At 54.1% G+C, this 21839-nt stretch carries 11 protein-coding genes; 2 read left to right on the forward strand and 9 right to left on the reverse strand.

What is annotated here, in order from left to right; all coding sequences use genetic code 11:
• Nucleotides 1-79 precede the first annotated feature (79 nt).
• Nucleotides 80-3658, reverse strand: a complete 3579-nt coding sequence (locus RBB63_RS10280; RefSeq protein ID WP_309383831.1) for a hypothetical protein — start codon at nucleotides 3656-3658, stop codon at nucleotides 80-82.
• Between the two features lie 546 nt (nucleotides 3659-4204).
• Between RBB63_RS10280 and RBB63_RS10285 the strand changes: the two genes are divergently transcribed.
• Entirely contained in the window at nucleotides 4205-5809 is a 1605-nt protein-coding gene (locus tag RBB63_RS10285) for an MFS transporter (protein ID WP_309383833.1), read from the forward strand.
• Nucleotides 5810-6113: 304 nt separating this feature from the next.
• On the opposite strand, the gene RBB63_RS10290 is transcribed toward RBB63_RS10285, so the two are convergent.
• From RBB63_RS10290 to RBB63_RS10300, 3 genes are all read right to left on the reverse strand, one after another.
• A complete protein-coding gene (locus RBB63_RS10290; RefSeq protein ID WP_309383835.1) occupies nucleotides 6114-7331 on the reverse strand; it encodes a PEP-CTERM sorting domain-containing protein in 1218 nt (405 codons plus the stop codon).
• A 168-nt stretch (nucleotides 7332-7499) separates the two neighbouring features.
• Complete coding sequence (locus RBB63_RS10295) at nucleotides 7500-8570, reverse strand: LacI family DNA-binding transcriptional regulator (RefSeq protein ID WP_309383837.1); 1071 nt, start codon at nucleotides 8568-8570, stop codon at nucleotides 7500-7502.
• 154 nt (nucleotides 8571-8724) lie between these two features.
• Nucleotides 8725-9756 (reverse strand): hypothetical protein, encoded by a 1032-nt coding sequence (locus tag RBB63_RS10300; protein WP_309383841.1) that lies wholly within the window; start codon nucleotides 9754-9756, stop codon nucleotides 8725-8727.
• Nucleotides 9757-10107: 351 nt separating this feature from the next.
• Between RBB63_RS10300 and RBB63_RS10305 the strand changes: the two genes are divergently transcribed.
• Complete coding sequence (locus tag RBB63_RS10305) at nucleotides 10108-12768, forward strand: glycoside hydrolase family 5 protein (RefSeq protein WP_309383843.1); 2661 nt, start codon at nucleotides 10108-10110, stop codon at nucleotides 12766-12768.
• A 622-nt stretch (nucleotides 12769-13390) separates the two neighbouring features.
• Here the strand turns inward: RBB63_RS10305 and RBB63_RS10310 are convergent.
• The 5 genes from RBB63_RS10310 to RBB63_RS10330 all read right to left on the reverse strand — a co-directional run bounded on the left by RBB63_RS10310 (nucleotide 13391) and on the right by RBB63_RS10330 (nucleotide 21809).
• Nucleotides 13391-15586 carry a glycoside hydrolase family 5 protein gene (locus RBB63_RS10310; protein WP_309383845.1) on the reverse strand — a complete coding sequence of 732 codons (2196 nt, stop codon included), beginning with the start codon at nucleotides 15584-15586 and terminating at the stop codon, nucleotides 13391-13393.
• A 159-nt stretch (nucleotides 15587-15745) separates the two neighbouring features.
• Nucleotides 15746-16879: a glycoside hydrolase family 5 protein gene (locus RBB63_RS10315; RefSeq protein ID WP_309383847.1), complete on the reverse strand. Its 1134-nt coding sequence runs from the start codon at nucleotides 16877-16879 to the stop codon at nucleotides 15746-15748.
• The gene (locus tag RBB63_RS10320; RefSeq protein ID WP_309383849.1) at nucleotides 16876-18636 is read right to left on the reverse strand and encodes an SGNH/GDSL hydrolase family protein; all 1761 of its coding nucleotides are present in this window, start codon (nucleotides 18634-18636) and stop codon (nucleotides 16876-16878) included. Before RBB63_RS10320 ends, RBB63_RS10315 begins: the two co-directional genes overlap by 4 nt.
• A 118-nt stretch (nucleotides 18637-18754) precedes the next feature.
• The gene (locus tag RBB63_RS10325; protein WP_309383851.1) at nucleotides 18755-21394 is read right to left on the reverse strand and encodes a hybrid sensor histidine kinase/response regulator; all 2640 of its coding nucleotides are present in this window, start codon (nucleotides 21392-21394) and stop codon (nucleotides 18755-18757) included.
• Entirely contained in the window at nucleotides 21387-21809 is a 423-nt protein-coding gene (locus tag RBB63_RS10330) for a response regulator (protein ID WP_309383853.1), read from the reverse strand. The genes RBB63_RS10325 and RBB63_RS10330 overlap by 8 nt, the downstream gene beginning before the upstream one ends.
• Nucleotides 21810-21839: the final 30 nt, after the last annotated feature.

The following is a 21839-nucleotide window of genomic DNA, read 5'->3' on the forward strand; positions in this document are numbered from 1 at the left end:
GTTTCTGGAGCGGCAGCCATTGCATAGCTTCCCAACAAGCTCCAGACCCCCAGCAAAAAATATGTTTTATAAGTTCTCATTAAATTTCATCTGGCTTCAGCCAGCGGAAAGATACAATTTCATAGCGGCGCCCAAGCCTTTGGTTCACTGGGTCCGTCGCATCTTCGTAGGGTTCATTGCCACCAACTCCGTCGGTGGGGCGCACGTAATCCGGCATGCGCTGAACGATGGCCTCACACCATGCCTCCGCTTCCACTTGGCCAGAAATCGGGCTGGTCACATTCCCATAGGAACGAATGCGGAAGGTATCCGAGCGAACCGTCATGTATTGCCCTAAAGATGACAGCACATCCGCCTGTAAAAGGTAGCCGGGGAATCCCGCCACCGCGCTGTTCATTCGAAAATCTGAGTCCGCAATCAGTTCAACGGGACTCGCGCTGCTTTTTTCGTCAAAGGGCGCCTGCAAGTGTGACTCCAGATTGACTACGGCATCGAGCGCAGATTGCAGTGCGCCACTGACGCCCAAATCGTTGGGGTCATTGTTTGCCTCAGCCAAACGGCGGTTTACGAAATCCGACATCGAGGTAAAGGGTCCCCGCAGCCTCACCTGGCGCACCATTTCCTCCGCCAGGGCATCCACCTCGGCGGGACTCAAGTTACGAAAGCCGTTCCAAGAATTTTCGGAAAGTGCGCTTTCCGCGCCAGACGCTCCACCGAGCGCCTCGAAAGTCCGGGAAAAAGGAGCCGTTAAATTCGTCTCATTCGTTTCAGATCCGATCGGGACATTGCGCAAGCTGGAGAACAAAGCCTTCCATGCTTCCTTCGACGTAGAGTTCACGTTGAAGGCGCCATCGGAAAGCAGATTCACGGCAGCCATACGGCTATTGGCCGCATTCGCGGAATCACCGTCCCCACGGAAATTTTGCACGTCCGCCAAGCTGACTTGATCCGTGTCGCGAAACGGACGATAGCGCTGATTCACCAGCAGCTCATTACCTAAATCCACTGTTCCGCTAGCGGGAAAAGTGGAAAAGTAAAAGCGATCCCAAAGCACGTCATTCCAGAGGTAACTTCCATCATAATGATAGCCGGAATAGAAAAGCGCATCGAACAAACGATCACGCTTCACTCGCAGGTGAGCGTATGAATTGGAGAGTGGATAATTCATCTGCCAGGACTGCACGATGGTCGCAGCCTTGGTGTTGGCGCCGTAACTGGAACTGCCCCAGTAACTACGGTCCGTGAGCGCAGAAGTGTTGAAATGCTGAAACTGTCCCAGCGAAGTCATGGGCACGTCTTGGCGCGGAATGTCGTAAAGGTAATTATAAAAGCCGATATCCGTCCCCGCGACAGAACTGGGAGTCACCGTGGGAGTTTCAATTGCTCCGGTGTGCAGCGCGCCCCAACGCACTTGTTGCCAATCCGAATCCTCTTTCCACAAAAGATTGGCGCCAAACAGATCGGAGTTACCCACCTCGCCTTTCTTCGTCAAAGTCCGCGCCCATTCCAGTGGATGAGTCTGACTGGTATAGCCACTCGGACTAATGATCGGTGCGCGGTAATTCAATTGATAAAACATCGACTGCTGCAACGTGCTGTCGTTGATGTCATAAATGCTAAAGCCAATGCCACCGCCATCGCGGTGGCCCGCATTCTCTGGGTAAACCAGGAAGAGCTGGCTCTTATCGCTGGAGCTCGTCGGCTTGCTCACCAAATACTGGACGAGCTTTTTATCGCCATCTGAAGCATTGTAATCCAGGTATAACCGGGCTTCGACACGCGCGCTTGAACAAAACAAAGCTGCATATTCGTAGCGGTCCACAATCTTCTTTCCCGTATTCATACGAACGCAATTCAGCAGATCGTATTCATTCGTCATCACGAGCGAATGGCTTTTCTGACCAGAGGTGCTGGTGGGTAAATTAGATGTCGAGCTGAGTGTATAGACTCGAGCTTCGCCCGGCTGCAATCCATTGGCATCGCGAATGGTCAACACTGCGCTGCCCATGCCTGCTCCCGTTACCGAGTAGGCTTCGTCCTTATCCGTGAAAGAGCTATGCAGCAGTATCTTCTCCCCGATTTTATCTCCATTTTCATCGTAAAGGTCTTCAACCTCTTGAGCGATCACTTCAGGATTGTAGGGATCGAGCGGATAGTCGGGATCATCTTTATCGCCCCCCTGACAGAGACGTAAAGATGGCTTGGAAAAAGAGTAGGTATAATCAGCCGGCGCCAATGGCACAGCGTAGGGATTTGCGAGAACCACTAACGGCCGCGTTTCGACCCAGATGACGCCATCGGCATCGAAATCCAAATTGTAGAATACTTTTGCCTGGGTAACGATTGGCGCGAGGCCATGCTCCAAGGGCGTGTTCACCCTCGGCGTTGCTTGCCCGGCGTTGTTCCAAACACCGGCAGGCACATCTGTTTCGAGATTACTCATGTTGTGGAAGCTCCACAGTTGCTCCCAAGTCGGCGTAAAGGCGAGGATGCCAGGCGCCTCATCGAAATCATAATTGGCCCCGGCAACGTTTTCTGGCAATTCCACCAAGGGCGTTACGTCTTCAGTCAGCACGCGGTTGTTGGTGGCCGCTGGCGCAACAGGCACATCATAAACCTGGTTGAGCGCTTCGCGGAAAGAAGCCAGGTCGGGTTGGCCTAGGATGTATGAAAGATCGCGCTTCAGGCCGCCATGTTTGACGTCGGCCAGAACGCCGCGCGAGTGCGTCGTGATGTCGTGGAATCGAACATCGAGCGCCTGTATGTAGTCATCGTTCGGATTGAGCAATGCCAGCTGATGCTCGTTGGTCACGTCGGCATAGCGCTCGTTGTTGGGCTCGTAAAAGGTGTCCAGGCCAAGGTCGTCCTCGGCCAGTGAATCATTGGCGGTCATTGCCTCTATGCCCATACGCTGAGCCGAAGCCAAGCGTTTCATCGGGGCAACGTCATCAGTAGAGTCGTGATATTCGTCAACCAGGTCCACGCGCGCTTTCACGCCTTCGTCGCCGACCCACCAGGCATAATTTCCGCTTTCGAGTCCTTGATCATCTATCACCGGCACCAAGGGTGCAGTGACTGCGCGCAGCGTGTTGGTCGCATTGTTCGCCGGGCTGATCAGCAGCTTGTGATCATTGCCATTGCCATCGCGGAGTGTGTCCTGCGGAGCAGTGTTAGCGCTCAATCCGACAACCGCGGATTCCGGGTCCAGCGAAATGCCGATTTCGCCACCGCTCACCAACCACGCCTGACGCTCAGGCTCAGCGTTGAAAGCGATGGGGTCGTTGGGGTCGAATTCCGTTTCGTTGGCGTTGAGCCAAACACCCGTCCATTGCGGATTACGCGAGGCGCCCCAATAATCAAGAATCTCGCCATAGGTCATCTCGTCATCAGACGCTGGCGTCACCAGGTCGGCCTTAGCAGTTACTCGCTGGTCTGGGCCAGAATGTTTCTGCAGTTCACTGAGGGCGACCATCATGCCAAGGTAGGCATTTTGCCGGGCTTCCATGCCCTGATCGATGTGCTGGGTGCTCATCACTTCCACTCGCGTGACGGTGGCGAGCGACATCAGCAGCAGGAATAAAAACGCCATCAGCACCAACGCAACAACCACGGCGAATCCGCGGGTTTCAGGGCTGATCGCTTTGCGATGTGTCTTCATGATAAAATAGAAAATGAACGGCGCCAATGCAAAGGTCGGGGTTGGCTGTCAGGGGACAGCGGGGGGGCAACCACGCTTAAAGTAAAGCGGTCAATGCATTAACGGTCTAAATCGGGGTGTAATTAAGATTGAGGTTGGGTTGTAAGTGGTTCCAAGCGGAGGAAGGTAAGATGCCTAAGTGTGGGAAATGCGAGCCGCGCAATCAACACCTCCCCTACGCAATAAGTTGCGTGGCCGTGATTTAACACGCTCCCAAGCCCACGAAGACAGCAATTTGGCGGACGCAACAAATTGCGCGCAGCCCGGATTGTTCTTTTTCGAGGCTTTGATTGAAAAGGGTCTTTCAGCATTCGCTGACCAAGTAACGATCTTTGACGCAAACAGTGCATCAGCTGTTTTATATTTTAGGGATTAAGCGCAAAAAGTTCCAGCTCGAACGGCTTGTGACTCTCTAAGGGGGAAGTGGTCCGGCGCAACGCGTCGGGCCACTTGTATTTCCGCCCTGCCCCCCACCCCTTCGAGGACTTTTCGCAACTTCGCCTCACCATGAAATTCAAGTTCCCCAAATCCGCTCTCACCCAGATACCCGAGAAAGACCGCATCCCCTTTCCTCAAAAGCTCGCCTTCGGCTTGGGACAAAACACCGAGTATGTGGCCAGCACCCTGATGACCAGCACGCTGTGGATGCCGTTCTTCAATATCGGCTTGGGCATTAGCCCGCTGATCCTCGGCTTCATCCTAATGATCATGCGCGCGTGGGACGCCATCTCCGATCCACTGGTCGGCAACCTGTCGGACAATACCCGCACGCGCTGGGGCCGCCGTCGCCCCTACATCCTCATTGCCTCCATTACAACAGCGCTCATCTATCCCTTCGTCTGGCATGTGCCCGGCGACATCATCAGCGGCGACTCACCGCTCGTATCCTGGGTCGATTGGCTACCGTTCATCGACCAATTCGAGCTGACCGCCAAAGACAAAGCCGCCGCCGTTTACTTAACGCTCATCGGGCTGCTCTACTTCACCAGCTTCACCTGCTGGTCGATGCCTTACTATGGCCTCCAACTTGAGCTTACCCCCAACTACGATGAACGCACACGCCTCACCGTGGTCATGACATTCGTTGGCAAAGTCACCTCCCTGATTACTGGCTGGTCATTCGTGGTGATCGTGTTCGTCGGCGCAGTGGCCAAGAGTGACTTTACCGAAATCGAAAACAAACCTCAATGGGTGCAGGATTTCGCCAGCTGGCTTAACCCGATGCTAAGCGGCTTTGGTGAGCATTTCGCCGACGATAAACCAATCGTCGTAGGCATGAAAATCCTCTGCTTCGTCTTTGCCGGACTGATCATCCTTCTTGGGGCACTGCCCGCGCTCTTCGTCAAGGAGCGATACTACAACGCAGAAGCCAAAACACAGAAGTCAGACCCGTTCTTTAAAAGCGTCAAAGAGTCCTTCGCCTGCAAGCCGTTGTGGTCCCTTATTTTTGCCTCATTTTTTCTCGTGATGGGCTACACCTCGATCAGCGGCCTGGGCTCCTACGTCAACATCTACTACGTGTGCGGCGGCGACATGATTCAGGCGGGCACGATCACCGGCATCAAGGGCACCATCATCTCCTTTACCGGCATTGCCCTGCTTCCGTTTTTTACCTGGCTGGGTGAAAAGTATGACAAACGCATGGCTGTCGTCGCCATGCTGTGCACCTGCATCTTCGGGCATTTGCTGAACTATGTGCTGATGACGCCAGCGATGCCGTACCTGCAAATTGTTTCCGGCTTTTTTGAAGCCAGCGCAATCAGCGCAGTTTGGCTATTCCTACCCTCAATGAAAGCTGATGTCGCCGACTATGATGAGTTGACCACACACCGGCGACGCGAAGGCTCAATCAACGCCTTCTACTCGTGGTTCATCAAAACTTCTCTCACGCTCTCGATGGGCATCAGCGGCGCCGTGCTGGCTTACTCCGGCTACAACTCAGAGCTGCCAGTTCAGCCCGACGCGGTGATCAATAAGATGTTCGTGCTCTACTTGATCTTGCCCGCAATCATGTGGGCCATCGCCCTGCTTGCGATCTGGTTCTACCCACTGACGCGTCAACGCTCGGACGAGATTCGCCAAACGCTGGAAGCACGTCGCGGGTTCATGTAAGCCAGCTTCATATCGGTAACAGAAGTCCGGTAATCAAAGCTTCCATCCAATGGCAGATGACGAAGCCCACTACTACCTTCAGCCAAATTGCCCTGCTCCATCGCCAACCCAAATGAAAGCACATGCCCGTGAGGCTCTTCGCTGAGCGAGACATGAACGGGCTCGAGAATCAATCCTCAGCCCCTCTCAACACAACCCCAAAGCTCGAATCCTTCCTGCGCGACTTGACTCTGCCCAACCATTAAAAAAAGCCCCTGCGCGTTCGACGCGCAGGGGCTTTAAAGTCGATATAAGAGAATTATCTTTAGCTGCGACGGCGGCGGATCACGACAAGCCCCGTAGCCAACACGCCAAGCATGATGGCATAAGCGCCGGGCTCAGGAATCATCGTGTAAGTCAGCATACCTGTTGACTCGTTGAAGACCAAACCGCTGTCGATGTCATAGGACCAGACTCCGTCAGAATCCGTGAAGCTGGCGATGTTGAATGTGCCGCCAAAAGTTTCATTGAGAGCATCGACGTCGACGATCAACCAACTGTTGCCTTCGCTTAGATCAGCGCCATCCAGGTTAAAGCTGAATGTGCCATTAATGTTCGTCGTGGTGTTGTTGCCATCACCAAGCAGCGAGTTGTTCTCGCCATCGCCCAAAATAGTAAACTCGATGGAGGAACTATCACTCAGAGTAAAACTGCCAGTACCACCTGAGATGATATCGATTTGACCATCAATTGAGCCGTCGAATGTGGCTGTCTTGTTGTCGCCGCCAATCTTAAGACTGGAGCCAGCCACACCGGTCAGATGACCACCACCTTGGAATTGGCTTACCGTCTGGTTGATCGCTGTCGCAAACTCAACCGTACCACCAGTATTGATCGTGAGGTTACGCTTGGTCCCGTCGAATGCATTGCCTGTTAGGCGCAGCGTGCCGGTGTTATTAACGGTGGCGTTTTTTAGCTTCGCTCCAGCTGTGCCGGTGTAAACAACCGTTCCTTCATCAACCGATAAAATCGCGTCAAGTCGATTAAAGGTCGCGGTGCCGGAGCCCGTCTTGGACATGTTGCTTCCGCCGATTATCGCATTGGCGAACAACGTTCCTTCCACGTTAAAATTGGAGTTAAAATTACCTTGTGTATTAATGGTCGCACTCGCTCCACTGTTCACCGTGATATTCAGGTAACCATTCGCAGCAGAGTTGTCCAGAATGCCGTCAGTCAGCGTTACAGCACCGTTTTTAAACGTGAGAGTGTTGGCCAGTTGAGTCCCAGTAATGGTTACGGCGGCAGTGTCCGCATCTGACCCGGCAGAGAAGATCACATCGGCGCCCGCAGAGTAGACTGAAGTGGCAATGTCGCCATCGGCGCTCGTTGACCAGTTCGTAATGGTGTCATCCCAGGTTCCGTCAGCTGGGTTGCCTGCGCCTTCAGTGGCGCCATTGGTGTCCCAATAAAGTGTTTGCGCAGTTAGGGTTCCACCGAATGCCAGGAATACGCCGGCATAAACAATATTTTTGGATAACTTCATGGTGAGGTCTTCTTTAGGTAACGGTTGGCTTGAGGGGTTAGAATTTCGAGGTATTGAAATTATGTTAGAAAAATAAGCTTTCGCAGAAATTTCCACAAGATGCCCCGTTCGCAACTAGTTGCGCAATGAGGTAAGACTCGCCCCAAACAACTCCTGCTCGGCTTGCGTTTAGGCCCGGGTAAGACTGGCGCCCGCTTTCCAAACTCCCTCAACCATGGTGGTCAGGGGCACTTCCGGCACCCCGCGCTCACCTCGCTGAATCGCGCCAATCATCATATCCATCGCCGAAGCGCCGACGTGGCGCGCGCGCTGATCGATGCCAGCCACTTCCGGATGCTCTTCTTCCCAATTGAGCGTGGCGAAATCCACATCGCCAGGCACGCTAAAGCCTGCGCTTTCCAACTCATGCTTAACGATGAGGTTGTCACTAATGACGACATCTAACTTGTTACGACGACACCACTCAGGCGCATCGCGAAGCGTTTCATCATTAAATAAATAATGCATGACGCTGAAGTCGCGCTTTTTGCCCTGCACTGACTCCATGCGCCGGTTTTCCGCCACCAAGGCGCCCGAAAACCACAACTCATCCACCCGACGACTGGTTTCTGAAAACAAACACAAACCAACACGCTTATAACCCAAGTCATGCAGTTGACGCAACGACTCCTGAATGCCGTGAAAATGGTGTGGCGCGCTGCGATGAATATTCGGTTTCAAAAAAGAATAACCAACCGTGATGGAACTAAAAAGACTCCAATCCATATCGATGTGTTGACGCACTTCCTGGATCGGCGCCACAAACAACCCGAGTATGCCACGACTGTAGAGTATCTTGCTTAAACGCGCCCCAGTCATGCCGGTTTCGCCCAACCAAAAGTGCTCCAGCTTATATCCCATCTCTTCCAGCCGGGCTTGCGCGCCCGCGTGGCAACGTTGATAAAAGGGATTGTCCCGCCACTCGTCACGCGTGGAAAAATTCGACAAGTAAGCAATCGTCGTGATGTCCGATTCGCGGTGTCGGCCGCGACGACGCGAGGCAAACGCCGACAAAAGCGGATCGGGCCGGTAACCCAAAGACTCAGCAACCTGCTTAATACGATTGCGCGTTTTCTCCGGAATCTGCGGATTCGAATTCAACGCGCGACACACCGTAGAAGAAGACACGCCCGCCTTGTCGGCAATGTCCTTCATCGTGACGCGTGCCGTGGGGCTTTGACTGGGCTCGGTAACACTCACGTTTTCTAAAAGTAAAGTTGAGTCATGGCCAATCAGCAAGTGGAAACTTATTGCATAAACCGCAAAACACAGACCTGCCAAAAAAGGAAAAAAGCGCCAAGTCACCCCGCTGCAATGCAAGCTAGCAACTTATCACGAAATCAGGCAGAAGCGGCTAGGCCGTAGTCAATGTGCACTCACGAATGGCGTGGTAAGAAAGCTTTGGCTGGCCATTCTGGTCCAACAGCCCCCAAGCAGTCTCCGCCGGGCAGCCCTCATCCTTGCATTGCCAGCAGTGCGTTGCGTCGCGCCAGTTGTAGTAAATCGCGCCAACCACGTACGCCTTCGACTGAAATATCTTCATGGCCTCACGCAAATAATCTGCCTGTGCCTGCTGGCTATGCTCCCCGCGCCAGGAAAATTTCCATTTCTTAATGTCACACGGATAATGCCCGGCTGCGGCCTCTTCCTCAGTCATGACACCGCCTTCCGAAGCATAGCCAAACTCCATGATAAAAATTGGCTTACCGGTTAGCGCGTAGAAGCCTTCCAGGTATTCGTCCCAACTATCGGGGCCGCCTGCGCGCCAACTGCCCGGGTAACTGTCAAAGCCTGCAAAATCGACGGGCAAAGATTCATCTCCATAAATGCCATGCGCCAACGCTAACCCTTCTGAAGCTTCGGTGTTCCCATCGACGATGCCTGGCATGTCCGGGAACAGGGTAATATTGATGCCCACCTTGAGGTGCGGCGCTTCTTCCTTCATCGCAATGATGCCAGCCTTGAGAAACTCGATCGACTGCTTCATATCCAGCTTGTCGCGAAAGATCCAAATATCGAGTTCATTGGCCACCTGCCACCAGGTGATCAAGTCGCCAAACTCTTTGGCAAAAAATCGGCTAACCTTATCATATGCGTCTAAGTACTCCGGACTGCCCGGCTCAATGCCCGTCTTGGACAACTCGCGCGGCCCTGGCGTGATGCCAATGATTTCAAAGCCCGCCGCCCGCAACTCACGCAGTCGCTTGCTGGCCTGGTCAAATGCCTCGGGTTGCTCACGTCCCTCCACAAAGGCAGCGGCGTCGAACTGGAAATCTCCAAAGCGCAGCCAGCTGATGCCGACCTCCTTCATCAAATTGAAATCACGGTCGGTCAACTCTGTGTAGCGGGCAGCGACGCCCATCATAAAATCAGTCGGGTTTTGCATAATCAATAAAAGCAAACGATTAAAGGATCTGCCTCGCGGCGCATCAGACACTCTGCAACAGCAGCCCGAATTGCAGCAATGCATGCGATGCGCAATTAGTTGCGCTCCACGTCCTGTGAAGCCCACTGCGCAATCACGACAACCAGTCGGCAATCAATTGCGCGGCGAACCAGTTGAACGTCCTTGAAAGAATGCGTTGGCTGTGGGGCGACCCCAACCCCATTCGCTACTTTATCCACAGGGATTTTTTACCCGACACCCCGACTCTCTATGCACCCACAGGCGCGCCTGTGCCAGCATACCACAGCGGCTTCTCCAGGACGCCGCATCTCCCAAACCCAATAACTACCTATGATCCATAGAAAGCACCCCACCCTGCCTACTTTGGCAGTTGTCGGTTTTCTGATCATCCCGATCAGCAGCTACGCCGATATAACCTTGGAAAATTGGTCCTCCTCCCCCTGGTCTCTGACGGGCGGCGATACGGGCTTCTCCGCAACCCTGACTGACCCTGTCTACAATGGCGGAACCAGCGCGGAATTCGCCTTTGGCGACCCGAAGCGCAGCGTCGACGTTAGCACACCCAGCGCGCCCGATGACTCCGCCGCCACCGCCTCCGTGTTCGGCGTCGAAGGCACCGGCTTCGGTGTTTACGAAAGCACCGTAGGCCGCTTTGATCGCGGTGAAAGCTTCACGCTACAAGCCGACCACGCCTTTCAGCTCAACGGCATTCGCTGGGCCGAATACCAGGGCGACGAAGCCATCCACATCAGTTGGACCAGCAGTGGCGCCGCCATGAGCCAAGTCTTTGATTTCGATACCGGCTCATTTTACACGACGACTAATTTCACAAACTTGACAGTCGATGCAGATACCACCGTCACCTTTACCAATGTGAGCGACACCTCAGCCGGGGCCACCGGTCGCCTGCGCATCAATCAGATTTACGCAGAGTTAATCGATGGCCCAACCGAGCTGGAAGTCGGCGACACGCATCGGCTGGAAAGCTGGAGCAGCGCACCCTGGAGCCTGACCTCGGGCCAGACGGCTTTCTCCGCAACGATTACCGACTCAACGCTTGGCGGCGTGCTGGTGTCGTTTCTCGATCCAATCAATGGAGTCGACATCACGGACCCGAGTTCGCCCGGCTTTGGCAGCGCCAGCAACTCAACGTTCGGCGTTGAAGGCACAGGCTTCGGCGTGGCCGATTCGACGACTGGTCGCTTTGACCGTGGCGAGAGTTTTGTCATCGAGGCCGCCCAACCCTTTGCATTGCAAAGCATTCGCTGGGCCGAATACAGCGGCGACGAAAGCGTTCACTTTGCATGGCAAAGTAACGGTGTGTCGATGAGCGCCGTGGTGGATATGCCTGCAGGATCTTTCTACACCGAAGTGGAGCTAGACGGCATAGTCGCCGACGCCAACACCGCACTGGAAATCACCAACGTCAGCGATAGCAGCGCCTATGCGAATGGTCGCTTACGCGTCAACTATGTCGACATTGCATTCCTATCCGCCGCGACTCCCCCGCCCTTGCCGGACAACAACGGGGCCACCACGCTGCTCATGCACTGGACCGACTGGCCATGGAACGGCGTGGGTGGTGATACAGTTCTCGACGGCGCACTCTGGGCCCCAGAAAACGGCGGCTTCGATATCGACTTCACCTTTCTCGCCTATGACAACGTGGATGTCTCAACCCCCAGCGCACCGGACTTCACCAACGCGACCGCCAGCTTCTTCGGTTTTGAAGCAACTGGCTTCGGCGTCGGTGAAACTACCGTTGGTCGTTTTGACATTAGCGAAAGCATCAGCATGACTGCCGATCATGCACTACAACTAGACACCATTCGCTGGCGGGAAGTTCAGGGCGACGAACAGGTCCACATCTCATGGATCGCTGAAGGAGTCACCCAAAGCATGGTCCTCGATATCACCACCGGCACGACAGACCTGACGGATCTCATCGCCGACGCCAACACCGCCGTCGTCCTGACCAACGTGAGCCCCAGCACATCGTCACTCAATGGGCGCCTACGTATCCAGGACATCAAAGCGCACCCAGTTTACTCCAGCGCGCCAAGCTATGATCACACCGGCCCAGACGGCTTTACACAATTGATGGGCGTGAATTTGGCCGGGGCTGAGTTCGGCGGGTTTGCCTTCTGGCAAGATGATCCGGACGAGTGGGACTACTACCACAGCAAAAACCTCGACCTAATTCGTATCCCCTTCAAGTGGGAGCGCATTCAGCCTACGCTTTATGGCACGGTGGACTTCACCGACCTCGATACCGTTGTTGCCCTCGCACACGCACGCGGCATGAAGGTAGTCCTCGACATGCACAACTACGCGCGTCGCGACGGCTACATAATTGGCTCAACCCAGATGCCCAACGCCGCCTTCGCCGACGTCTGGGAGAAGATTGCTGATCATTATAAAAACGAAACCGCAATCTACGGCTACGGCATTATGAACGAGCCCCACGGCACCGGTGGTCTCTGGCCTGCCGCCGCCCAAGCCGCAGCCGATGGCATTCGCAATGTCGACACGAACACCTGGATCATCGTGGGCGGTGAAAACTACAGCAGCGCCTCCACCTGGCGCACCAGCAATCCGAACCTCGACGTCGTCGACGCCTACGGCAAAACGATGTATGAAGCGCATATCTACTTCGACCAAAGTTATCCCGCCGGCGATGGCAGCTATGCCTCGTTCGACAGTGAAAACCCGGCCGATGATCGCGGCGTCCGCCTCGTGCATCCGTTCCTGCTCTGGTTACAGGAGAAAGGCTATCGCGGCTTCATCGGCGAGTATGGCGTTCCCAACAACGACGTTCGCTGGAACACGTTGCTCGGCGAATTTATGGCGCACATCAGCGCCTACGGCGTGAGTGGCACTTATTGGGCTGGTGGCCAAAATTGGGGCAGCTACCCACTCGACATCTCGCCCACGAACAATTACTCGACCGACTCCATCCCAATGGATGTCATTGAGGACTACACGTTCTAAAGGTTAACGCTAACAGCACTTTCCGAAGGCCGTCATCACTCAGATGGCGGCCTTTTTATGCAGGCGATAAAAGCAGCAGCGAATGCTTTCTGGAGTGCATCCGTCCTCTGGCGCTCTGTTGAGTTCAGCTAACTTCATAGAAGGATGCTCCAGTGCCGTTGCGCTTCATTGCATCGTGCTGACTGCCGACTAAAAGGCGTCGGAGATCTAGAGCACTTTTCATCTAGATTGGCCGATCAGGCCGCAGTGATTTTTCGTGTCCAGCAAGGCGGCTTGAGCGTCGCAGGCTGGAAGCCTGTGAGCGAAAAGCCAACAACGCTGGCGCGGAAAAGCACTCGGTTTTGGGCTTGGGGCCAGATTGGAAGTTCGCGGCGTTGGCATTTCAATCACGGGCTTCCTGCCCGCTCAATCAAAGCCGCCTTGCGCTGCATCCAATCTCTACCCCACCTGACTCGCCAATATAGATGAAAAGTGCTCTAGCGCACCGAATAGAGCATACTAACGCAGGCCGACGGACTGATACTTTGCGTTGCAAAGCTAACTGATTACTCTGCAAAGCAAAGCGCCTCGCAATGAATACGAGGCGCTCTTTTTTCTGCAGTCTGTTATGCAGCGAATGCAGCTAGCGCAGTCGCTTCATATCAAATTGTTTCCCTGCTAACGCCTCCTTAGCTGGCTCTCCCCAAAATGGCGTCGGAGTGTAGTCCCAATCCACCAGCATGCGCGGCGTGGCGTATGGGTGGAAACACCAGCCGGTCCAATTGATCTTATACTTCTGAATGAAGCCCAGCATATCGGGCACAAAAGTTTCCGGGTCTTCCTGAATGTCATGCGGAATGAAATCCATTTTCTTGGGATCCGCGCCAACTTCGCCCAGGAAAATCGGATGCTTTTCAGCGACTTCCATCACCTTCTCTTTCCAACCCTTGTGCCAGTTGTAGGTGTGCCAGGAATACATGATGCCATTGCCATCGCGATCATCGAGCGCATAGCCGTTCACTATCCCCGAGAGGTCGTTGCACCACTCTACGCCACCGGCGATGACGATGTTTTTCGCACCAGTTGAACGAACCGCATCCACAAGGCCTTGCATACCAATGGACTCAAAGCCCTGATTCTTCTTCTTTTCATCAGCAGTCAGAAAAGCGGACTCATCCTTGCCTTCCTTCGTACCGACCCAGCCGCCATTACGCCAGATTTCCCAGGAAATTCCATGCGGTTCATTCATTACATCAAAGAGAACCGCCGGATGATCTTTATACAGTTCGGCAAATTCCTTCCAGAAATCCGCATGCACTTGCTTTGGCGCGCGATAACGGTGCAGGTCGATCACGATGTAGGCGCCACGGTTGGCTGCGAGGGTGATCATCTTATCAATGATGGCGCGGTACCCGGCGCCGCCGTCTTTTTGGTAAGCGCTCTCACCCCACCAGAATTCCTCCTTCATGGGCACACGGACACAATTCGCGTGCCACTCGTCAATGGCGACGACCAGCGACTTTACTGGCTGCTCATCCATGGGAAGCGTTTCCAAACCACCGGCATTCACACCCTGCAGCCAAACTTCGTTGCCATCGGGATCGTGCAGGCGATTGCCCACGACCTTAAGCATCTTCGGCCACTTGCTTGGGTTCGGCTCTTCCGGCGCCACATACTTGGCAGCCTGCTGGCGAGCGCGCGCTTCCTGCCGGGCGATAATTGGCGCCGAGTCGGTTGGCTTAAGCACCATGTTATCCAATTCGAACGTGCCAGCCTTCACATTGAACAAAGTCGTCATCATGATGAGCGTAGCCGCATCCTCAGGCACCATAAAGCTGATCGTTTTATCCATCCAACCGTTGGTGTCTTTCTGCGTGTAAGAGGGAGATGGCTTGCCGGAAAGCTTTTTTCCACTGGCGTCCTTCCACTCCATCATAATGCGTGCGTCAAACCACGGCTTCTCGCCTTTCTTTAGACCAGTCACGCGCTGCGACCAACTAAGTTGAAGCGCATCTACGCCAGCGGGAATATCCACCTCCCGGTAGTCCATAACCATCTCGCCCGGTTCTGTGCTTACGAGGCGCAGGTAATGATTCCCCCCCTCTTCGACAATGTTCTTTTTGCCAGACCAGCGTCCTTCAAAATCCCAGCCTGGAATCAACGATCCGGTTTCCGACAATAGCCTGTCAGCCTTAGCTTGGCGACCAGCCATTTTTTCCTGATCCTTGCGCGCACGCTCAAGCTTAGCCTGCTCCGCAGCAGCGCGCAGCTCCTCTGCGTCTGTTGGCATCAGCACGATGTCGTCCAGATCATAAGTGCCCGCGTTCACCAGGAAAAGACTCGGCATGAATTTCAACGTGACAGCATCCGCGGGCACCAAAAAACATGTCTTCTTTTCCACCCATCCATCGGTGTCCTTGCGCGTATTGGGAGCCCTGGGAGTTGGGGCCACCTTCGTGCGCGAAGCGTCCATGAACTCCATCATGATGCGTGCATCGTACCAGGATTTTTCACCAACTTGCAGCCCGGAGATGCGTTGCTTCCAAGTCATCTCGATCGCCTCAACGCCAGGCGGTATCTCAATCTCCTGATAGAGCATGACAGTTTCGCCTGGCTGCTGGCTTTGCATGCGGATAAAGTGGTTGCCATCCTCGACTTCCCAACTACCGCCAGTCTTCAGGCGAGCCCAACCATCGGGCCAACCGTCCAGATTGGCGTCGACTTCGAGATCGGAGTTTGCGACGAGTGGCGTTGCGCTCGTTTGCGCGGAGGCGTTGTTCGCCCACAGAGCGCAACTCGCAAGTAACAGCGACAGGGTTTGAGATAACTGCTTCTTCATACCAATGGGGGATTTAAGCTGATGCGGCCATAATAGGTTGGTGACCGATACGAAAGTTATAACACAGGGAAGATGTTCGCAAACGACAAGATATCGGCAGCGCAATATGTTGCGTGTAAAGTTCTACAGTTCATACTTTGCATTGCAGAGTTAGAATCATTAGCGCAACTCCTTCACTTCAAATTGCTCACCCGCCAGGGCTCGTTTGGCGAAGGCGCCCCAGAACGGAGTTGGTTCGTACTGCCAGTTGTTCAGCATCACCGGCGTAGCCCAAGTATGAAATGACCAGCCAGTCCAGTTCAGCCGGTATTTCTGAATAACACCCAGCATGTCAGGAACCCAAGTGTAAGGATCCTCTTGATCTTCGTGCGGAATGAAATCCATCTTAAGCGTGTCGGCGCCAACTTCGCCGACAAAGAGCGGATAGTGTTCAGCGGCGTCAATGAACGCTTCCTGCCAACCGGTTTTCCAATTGTAGATATGCGTCGAATACATGATGCCGTTGCCATCGGGATCATCCAGCGCATAGCCCTTCAAAATCCCCGATAGATCATACGACCACTGCAATGCGCCTGCGATGATGATGTTCTTCGCGCCTGTTGCGCGTATGGCGTCGACCAACTTTTGCATGCCAGGTGATTCAAAACCGCGATTGGCGCGCACCGTTTCCTCGTCCAAGAACCCCGCCTCGTTCACCTTGGCGTTTGGGTCGGCGACAAAGCCGCCATTACGCCACACTTCCCAAGAGATGTCGTGCGGCTCGTTGATGATATCGAACAGCACGGCCGGGTTGTCTTGATAAAGCGTTGCCAGCTCTTGCCAAAATGGCAGGTGCTCCGACTTAACCGCACGAAAGCGATGGTGATCGAGCACGATGTAAGCGCCGCGATTAGACGTAGCCTGCACCACGGAATCCACGAGCGCACGATACGCCAAGCCACCATCCGTTTGCCCCTTGCCACGACCATACCAAAACTCATCTTTGATCGGGATGCGCACGACGTTCGCATTCCAATCTTCAATCGCGACAATAGCGGAGTTAGTCACGCCATGGCCAACGGGCGTGATTTCCAAGCCCGGAATTGCTACGCCCTGCAGCCAAACTTCGTTGCCTTCAGGATCAGTCAGGCGGTTTCCCGTGACCTTGAGTTCGGCCGGCCAGTTCTCCGGTTGCGGCGCCTCAGGAGGCGGATTCGTCGGGTAATTCCGATCGATGTTTTCCGTGGAGCGAGCAGAGCTATTCACAGCGGTGATGAGGATCAGGTAAACAGCAAGCGATTGGACAATCCTCATGACTGCGTCACCTCAAGCTTGAGAAAACAGGGGCTGTCCGTCGGCATCTTGATACGCCACTGGCGAAGCTCCGCACTGCCGTCGCCATCCGGGTCTACATCAATCACTTCCTCAAAAACGGTTGAATCATCCGGTGATAAAACTGACCACGAGCCCACGGTTAAATCATAGCTGCGCAACACGGCGTATTGCAAGTCCGATGCGGTTTGGTTCACGCGGTAAGCAAGCGTGACCCATGGACCATCCGGCGTATCCAAGTCAAAATTAAATGCGGCTGCCTGGCCGGCCAAATTGCTGAGCGGCGAGAGGTCCAGACCATATGCAAGCAGGTTTTCCACACCGTCTCCATTGGCGTCGCCAGTTGGGCTTGAGTCGGCGCCGCCCCAATCAATGCTATCGACCCAGTCGGTGTAACTGAAGGTTTCACTGGCATTCAAAATAGCCTCAAACGCTGCGCGCAGCGGAACCGCCGCGAGCTCATTGCCTGTCCGGCTCAGGTGAGTTCCATCACTCGTCGCGTAGTCGTTGGCGCCAGTGGAGATCCAGTAATGATCATCAGTCGGGTCCGCAACGGCCGTCAGCGTATCTACAAGAACATCGATTTTCCCTTCGCTCAAAGCAGTCGCCAAATAGCCATTAAAAATATCGCGCTTTTCGCCATCTCCCCAACCAGAGTTAGGTGTCTGATCTTCCTTACTGACCCAGTTGTAGCTCTCCGAGCCCGTGCGCGGCAAGAGGTTTGTCCGCAGCACTTTCTCCACACCGGCGTCACGCGCCAGTTGCCAGATCGCCTGAACATTGGTGTAGAGCTGGTCCACGTTGCCGGTGCCGCCTGAGCCGATATCATTTGTGCCGTATTCTTCCACAACGACATTGGCGAACTCCAGGAATTCGCCACGCATCGCGTGAGAGTTAACGAAGGTATTCGCCGACTCTCCGTGACGCGCCAAGTTCAGCATGCCAACGGTGTCCGTACCCTCAAGATTCGTCGCCGCACGGTTGAAATAGCCGTTGCCCGCCAGAACCGGAGTCGGATTCGTCGCGTCACCCGTGCCATGCAGAATGCTGTCTCCCAGCCCGATTACCGACAGATAGCCAGGCTCCGTGTAGCGCCCGCCAAACATCACGGCCAAGCCATTCGTGCGCTGATTCTTATCAGTGATGTTGGGCACCGTCATCGCTTCATCAACATTGCCCGGGTCGTTGGCTGGATCATAAAAAATGAACTTCGAGCCACTGTAGGTCGTGTAAACGCCAAGACATGCCTTGCCATCCACGGTCGGGACGCTGCCCTTCACGTGCAACCAAAATACCTCGTCGCGCTGTGGCGCGCCACCCGTCCAAACTGAGGAGTCAATGGGGTCCGCCATGTAGTAAGGCTGCGCCACGCCGCCGAGCATCGTGAGCTCGCGTTCGCCGGAAAAAGTCAGTGGCACGACCTGGCTATCGCTCGCACGTTCAAGCCAAGCGTATTCGATCGTCACGTCACTGCTGCTGATGACTTCGCCGCTATAGCCAACCGCCCAATTCATGAAGGCAATGTCGATCTCGGAAACAGGCCCGCCAAGCTGATGAGGCGAGCGCTGCCAAAAAGCAGTGTTGGTGGAGCCCGGCGAATACGTGAAAGGCGACATGCGGCTGTTCGTGCCAACGACGCGAATCGGCTCAACAGCATGAACGGACATCGCAACGCTAAGAGTGAAACAAGTAACCAGCGCCAAGCCAACGCGGCGAAAATTGGAGTATTGAAAAAACATGGGGTCTAAATCACAAAAGTCCAGTATGCGAAACTAGTTGCGCCAAGCCCATCCATTGCTTGCGCAATATATTGCGTAAGCAGTTAAATCTAACTGCGATCAGGGAGCGTCTTCTTAATTAAGCAGTTACATTAAGGGAAGCTCTTCCCGGCCCGCTGGCCAAAGCGCGGGCTACCACGGCACTGAGCTTTTCTATGCCAACCGGCTTAGGCAACAGATCGAGAATATGCGCCTCACGGGCAATTTCAGGCGTGAGCGTTGCCGAGTAACCAGTCGTCAACACGATGCGCTGTCCCGGAAATTTCTTGAGAATGCATTGCGATAGCTCCAAGCCAGTCATACCCGGCATCGTTTGATCGGAGATGATCAAGTCAAACGTCTCTCCGGATTCACAAACCATTTGGAGCGCCTGTTTCGGGTCGTTGGAAATGGTGACCCGATAGCCCAGAATCTCCAATGCTTCCTTGCCTAATGCTGCCAGGAGCACTTCGTCGTCGACGAATAAAATATGCTCCCCGTGCCCCCTGGCTCCATTAACTGATTTCGGTTCTGCGGCATCCAGCTTCATCGTGTGAACGGGAAAATAGAGGTGAAAAGTCGTGCCTGCTCCGAACTCACTATCGACGGTGATGGCGCCATCATGGCTCTCCATGATGCCATGCACCATGGCCAGCCCCAAGCCAGTGCCTTCGCCCGGACTCTTGGTCGTGTAGAATGGCTCAAAAATACGCTCGATCGTTTCCGAATTCATTCCGCAGCCGGTGTCGCTAATCGAAACATGAATGTAGTCTCCCGGCTGCAACCGCACATGAACATTGGATATTTCGCGCCCGATACTCTGCATGCTTAAACAAAAGCTTAGCTTGCCAGCGCGACCGCTCATGGCGTGCATAGCGTTAGTTGCTAGATTTAGAATGATTTGTTGAACCTGCTCCTGATTGGCCAAAACGCCCGGGGCCGTTTCATCAATCCAGGACTCGATGGCGATGGTGGACGGTATGGTCGCGCGCAGTAGATGAATCGATTCTGTCAACGGCTCTTGCAGCCGAATAGTCGAACGGGTTTCCGGTTGCTTGCGGGAAAATGTCAGGATCTTTTCGATGAGAGCGCTCGCCCTCTCCGAAGCTTTTAAGACCGTAGCCAAGTCCTGCGTAATGGAGGGGTCGCTGGAGCGCCGATGCGCCAGTTCCGCATAGCCACGTATCGCCGCCATGATGTTATTAAAATCATGTGCAATGCCCCCGGCCAGAGTGCCAATGGCCTCCATCTTCTGAGCTTGCCGCAGTTGCGCCTCTAAGCTGACCCGCTCCTCAATGTTGCGCATGACCAGGAGCAAACCCACCGGATCGCCAGACTCGCTACGATTCAAGTGCAATGAACATTCCAGCCAAATGCTTTCCCCAGCTTTGGTTAATAGCTTGCGCTCGATGCACTGCGCCTCGCCCTGCAGCGCCTTCTTCAGCGCATTGGTTAGATCTGCATCATGATCCACCCCAAAAACCCTGAGGAAGTGAGTGCCCACCCGCTCATCACTGGACCAACCAAACATGCCCGTCGCGCCTTGACTCCAGTATTGTATTGTCCAATCAAGATCCAGCGTGATGATCGCATCTTCCAGCCGGGAAATGATTTCCGCATCCCGGCGTAGTTGGTTTTCAATTTTCTTCCGCTCAGAGATATCCTGTACGATGGCCACGAAGATGCTTTTCCCATTGGATAAAACATGCCCGATACTCACTTCTACCGGATAAGTTTCCCCACTCTTAGTTAGGTGATCGGACTCAAATTTCGCGCGTTTATTCTCGATCATCGTGGCGGCCAGCTCACCCCAATTTTCCGGCGTCACGATTCGATCATAATCCCAAACATGCAGGTTCAGCATCTCCTCACGGGTATAGCCCAGACGCTGACAGCACATTTGATTACAATCCAGAACCATGCCGGTCTCCACATCCACGAACTCCACCGACTCCTCTGAGTGATCAATCAATTTGCGGAATAAAACCAGCTCCTGCTCAAAACGTTTACGCGCAGTGATATCACGCAGCGTCAGCAAGTGGGCAGGCAGATTATCCCATTCCGTTTCCGCCGTCTTGACTTCGGCATACCGGGGCTCTCCCAGCCGATCAGGAAGCGTGATCACTGACGAGTCGCTCCAGTTGTCCATAAATGGGCTACCGATTAAAGTAGATAACTCTTTGAGGAAAAAGTCTGAGGCCGCTGGGTTGGCAAACTGCACCACATTTTGCTCATCCACCACGATCATGGCGTCTTCACTGACATTAATCAGTTCGCGAATTCGCGTCTCACTTTCACTCAGGCGACGGCTCGTTTCACCCAGCTCCAACGCCAATTGACGCAACTCAGTCGAGATGCGATGTCGCTCAACCGCATAGCGAATCGAACGAACCAACAATGAACTCTGAAACTCGCCCTTAACCAAATAATCCTGCGCCCCATAGCGCATCGCGCGGATACCCGCATTTTCATCATCCAAACCGGTAAGCACCAGCAACGGGATGTCAGGGGCTGTTTCGATGATGCTTTGAAAGCTACGCTCCCCCTGAGAATCCGGCAACCCCAAGTCCAACAGTATCGCGCCAAAGGTCTTTGTTCGCAGCAACTCAATACACTCTGCCATGCTACGCGCTTCCTCCAACACAAAGCTGACCTCTATCGCTTCCGAGAGCAGCTCTCGAATAATGAGCCGATCCGTGGGATTATCCTCTACCAGCAGCACTGCGATTTTGTTACTCATGATCGGGTAGCTCAACGAGGTTCCACCAAAAATTAAGCAGGGTATTAAAAGCGGCGACGCAGCGATCGAAGTTCGAAGGCTTAACCAGATAACAATTGGCGTGAAGCTTGTAGGCGCTTTCGATGTCATCCGGCGCATCCGAAGTGCTGAAAACAATGACCGGTATGGTCTTCAATAATTCCACTGACTTGATCTCAGCCAGCACCTCTCGGCCATTCTTTCGGGGCAAATTCAAGTCCAGCAAAATACAATCGGGCCTGGGACATCCGTTGAAACCATCCTCCTGGCTCAAATACTTGAGCGCCGCTTCACCATCTTCCACCACGTGCAGCGAATGATCGATCTCAATCTTTTTCAACGCCTCTCGCGCCAAGAGAATATCCGTTGGATTATCTTCAACGAGTAAAATATTCATGGGTTTCAGTTTGATCATGCTGCAAGGTAT

The sequence above is a fragment of the Cerasicoccus frondis genome, from assembly GCA_031296915.1.
Lineage (GTDB): Bacteria > Verrucomicrobiota > Verrucomicrobiia > Opitutales > Cerasicoccaceae > Cerasicoccus > Cerasicoccus frondis.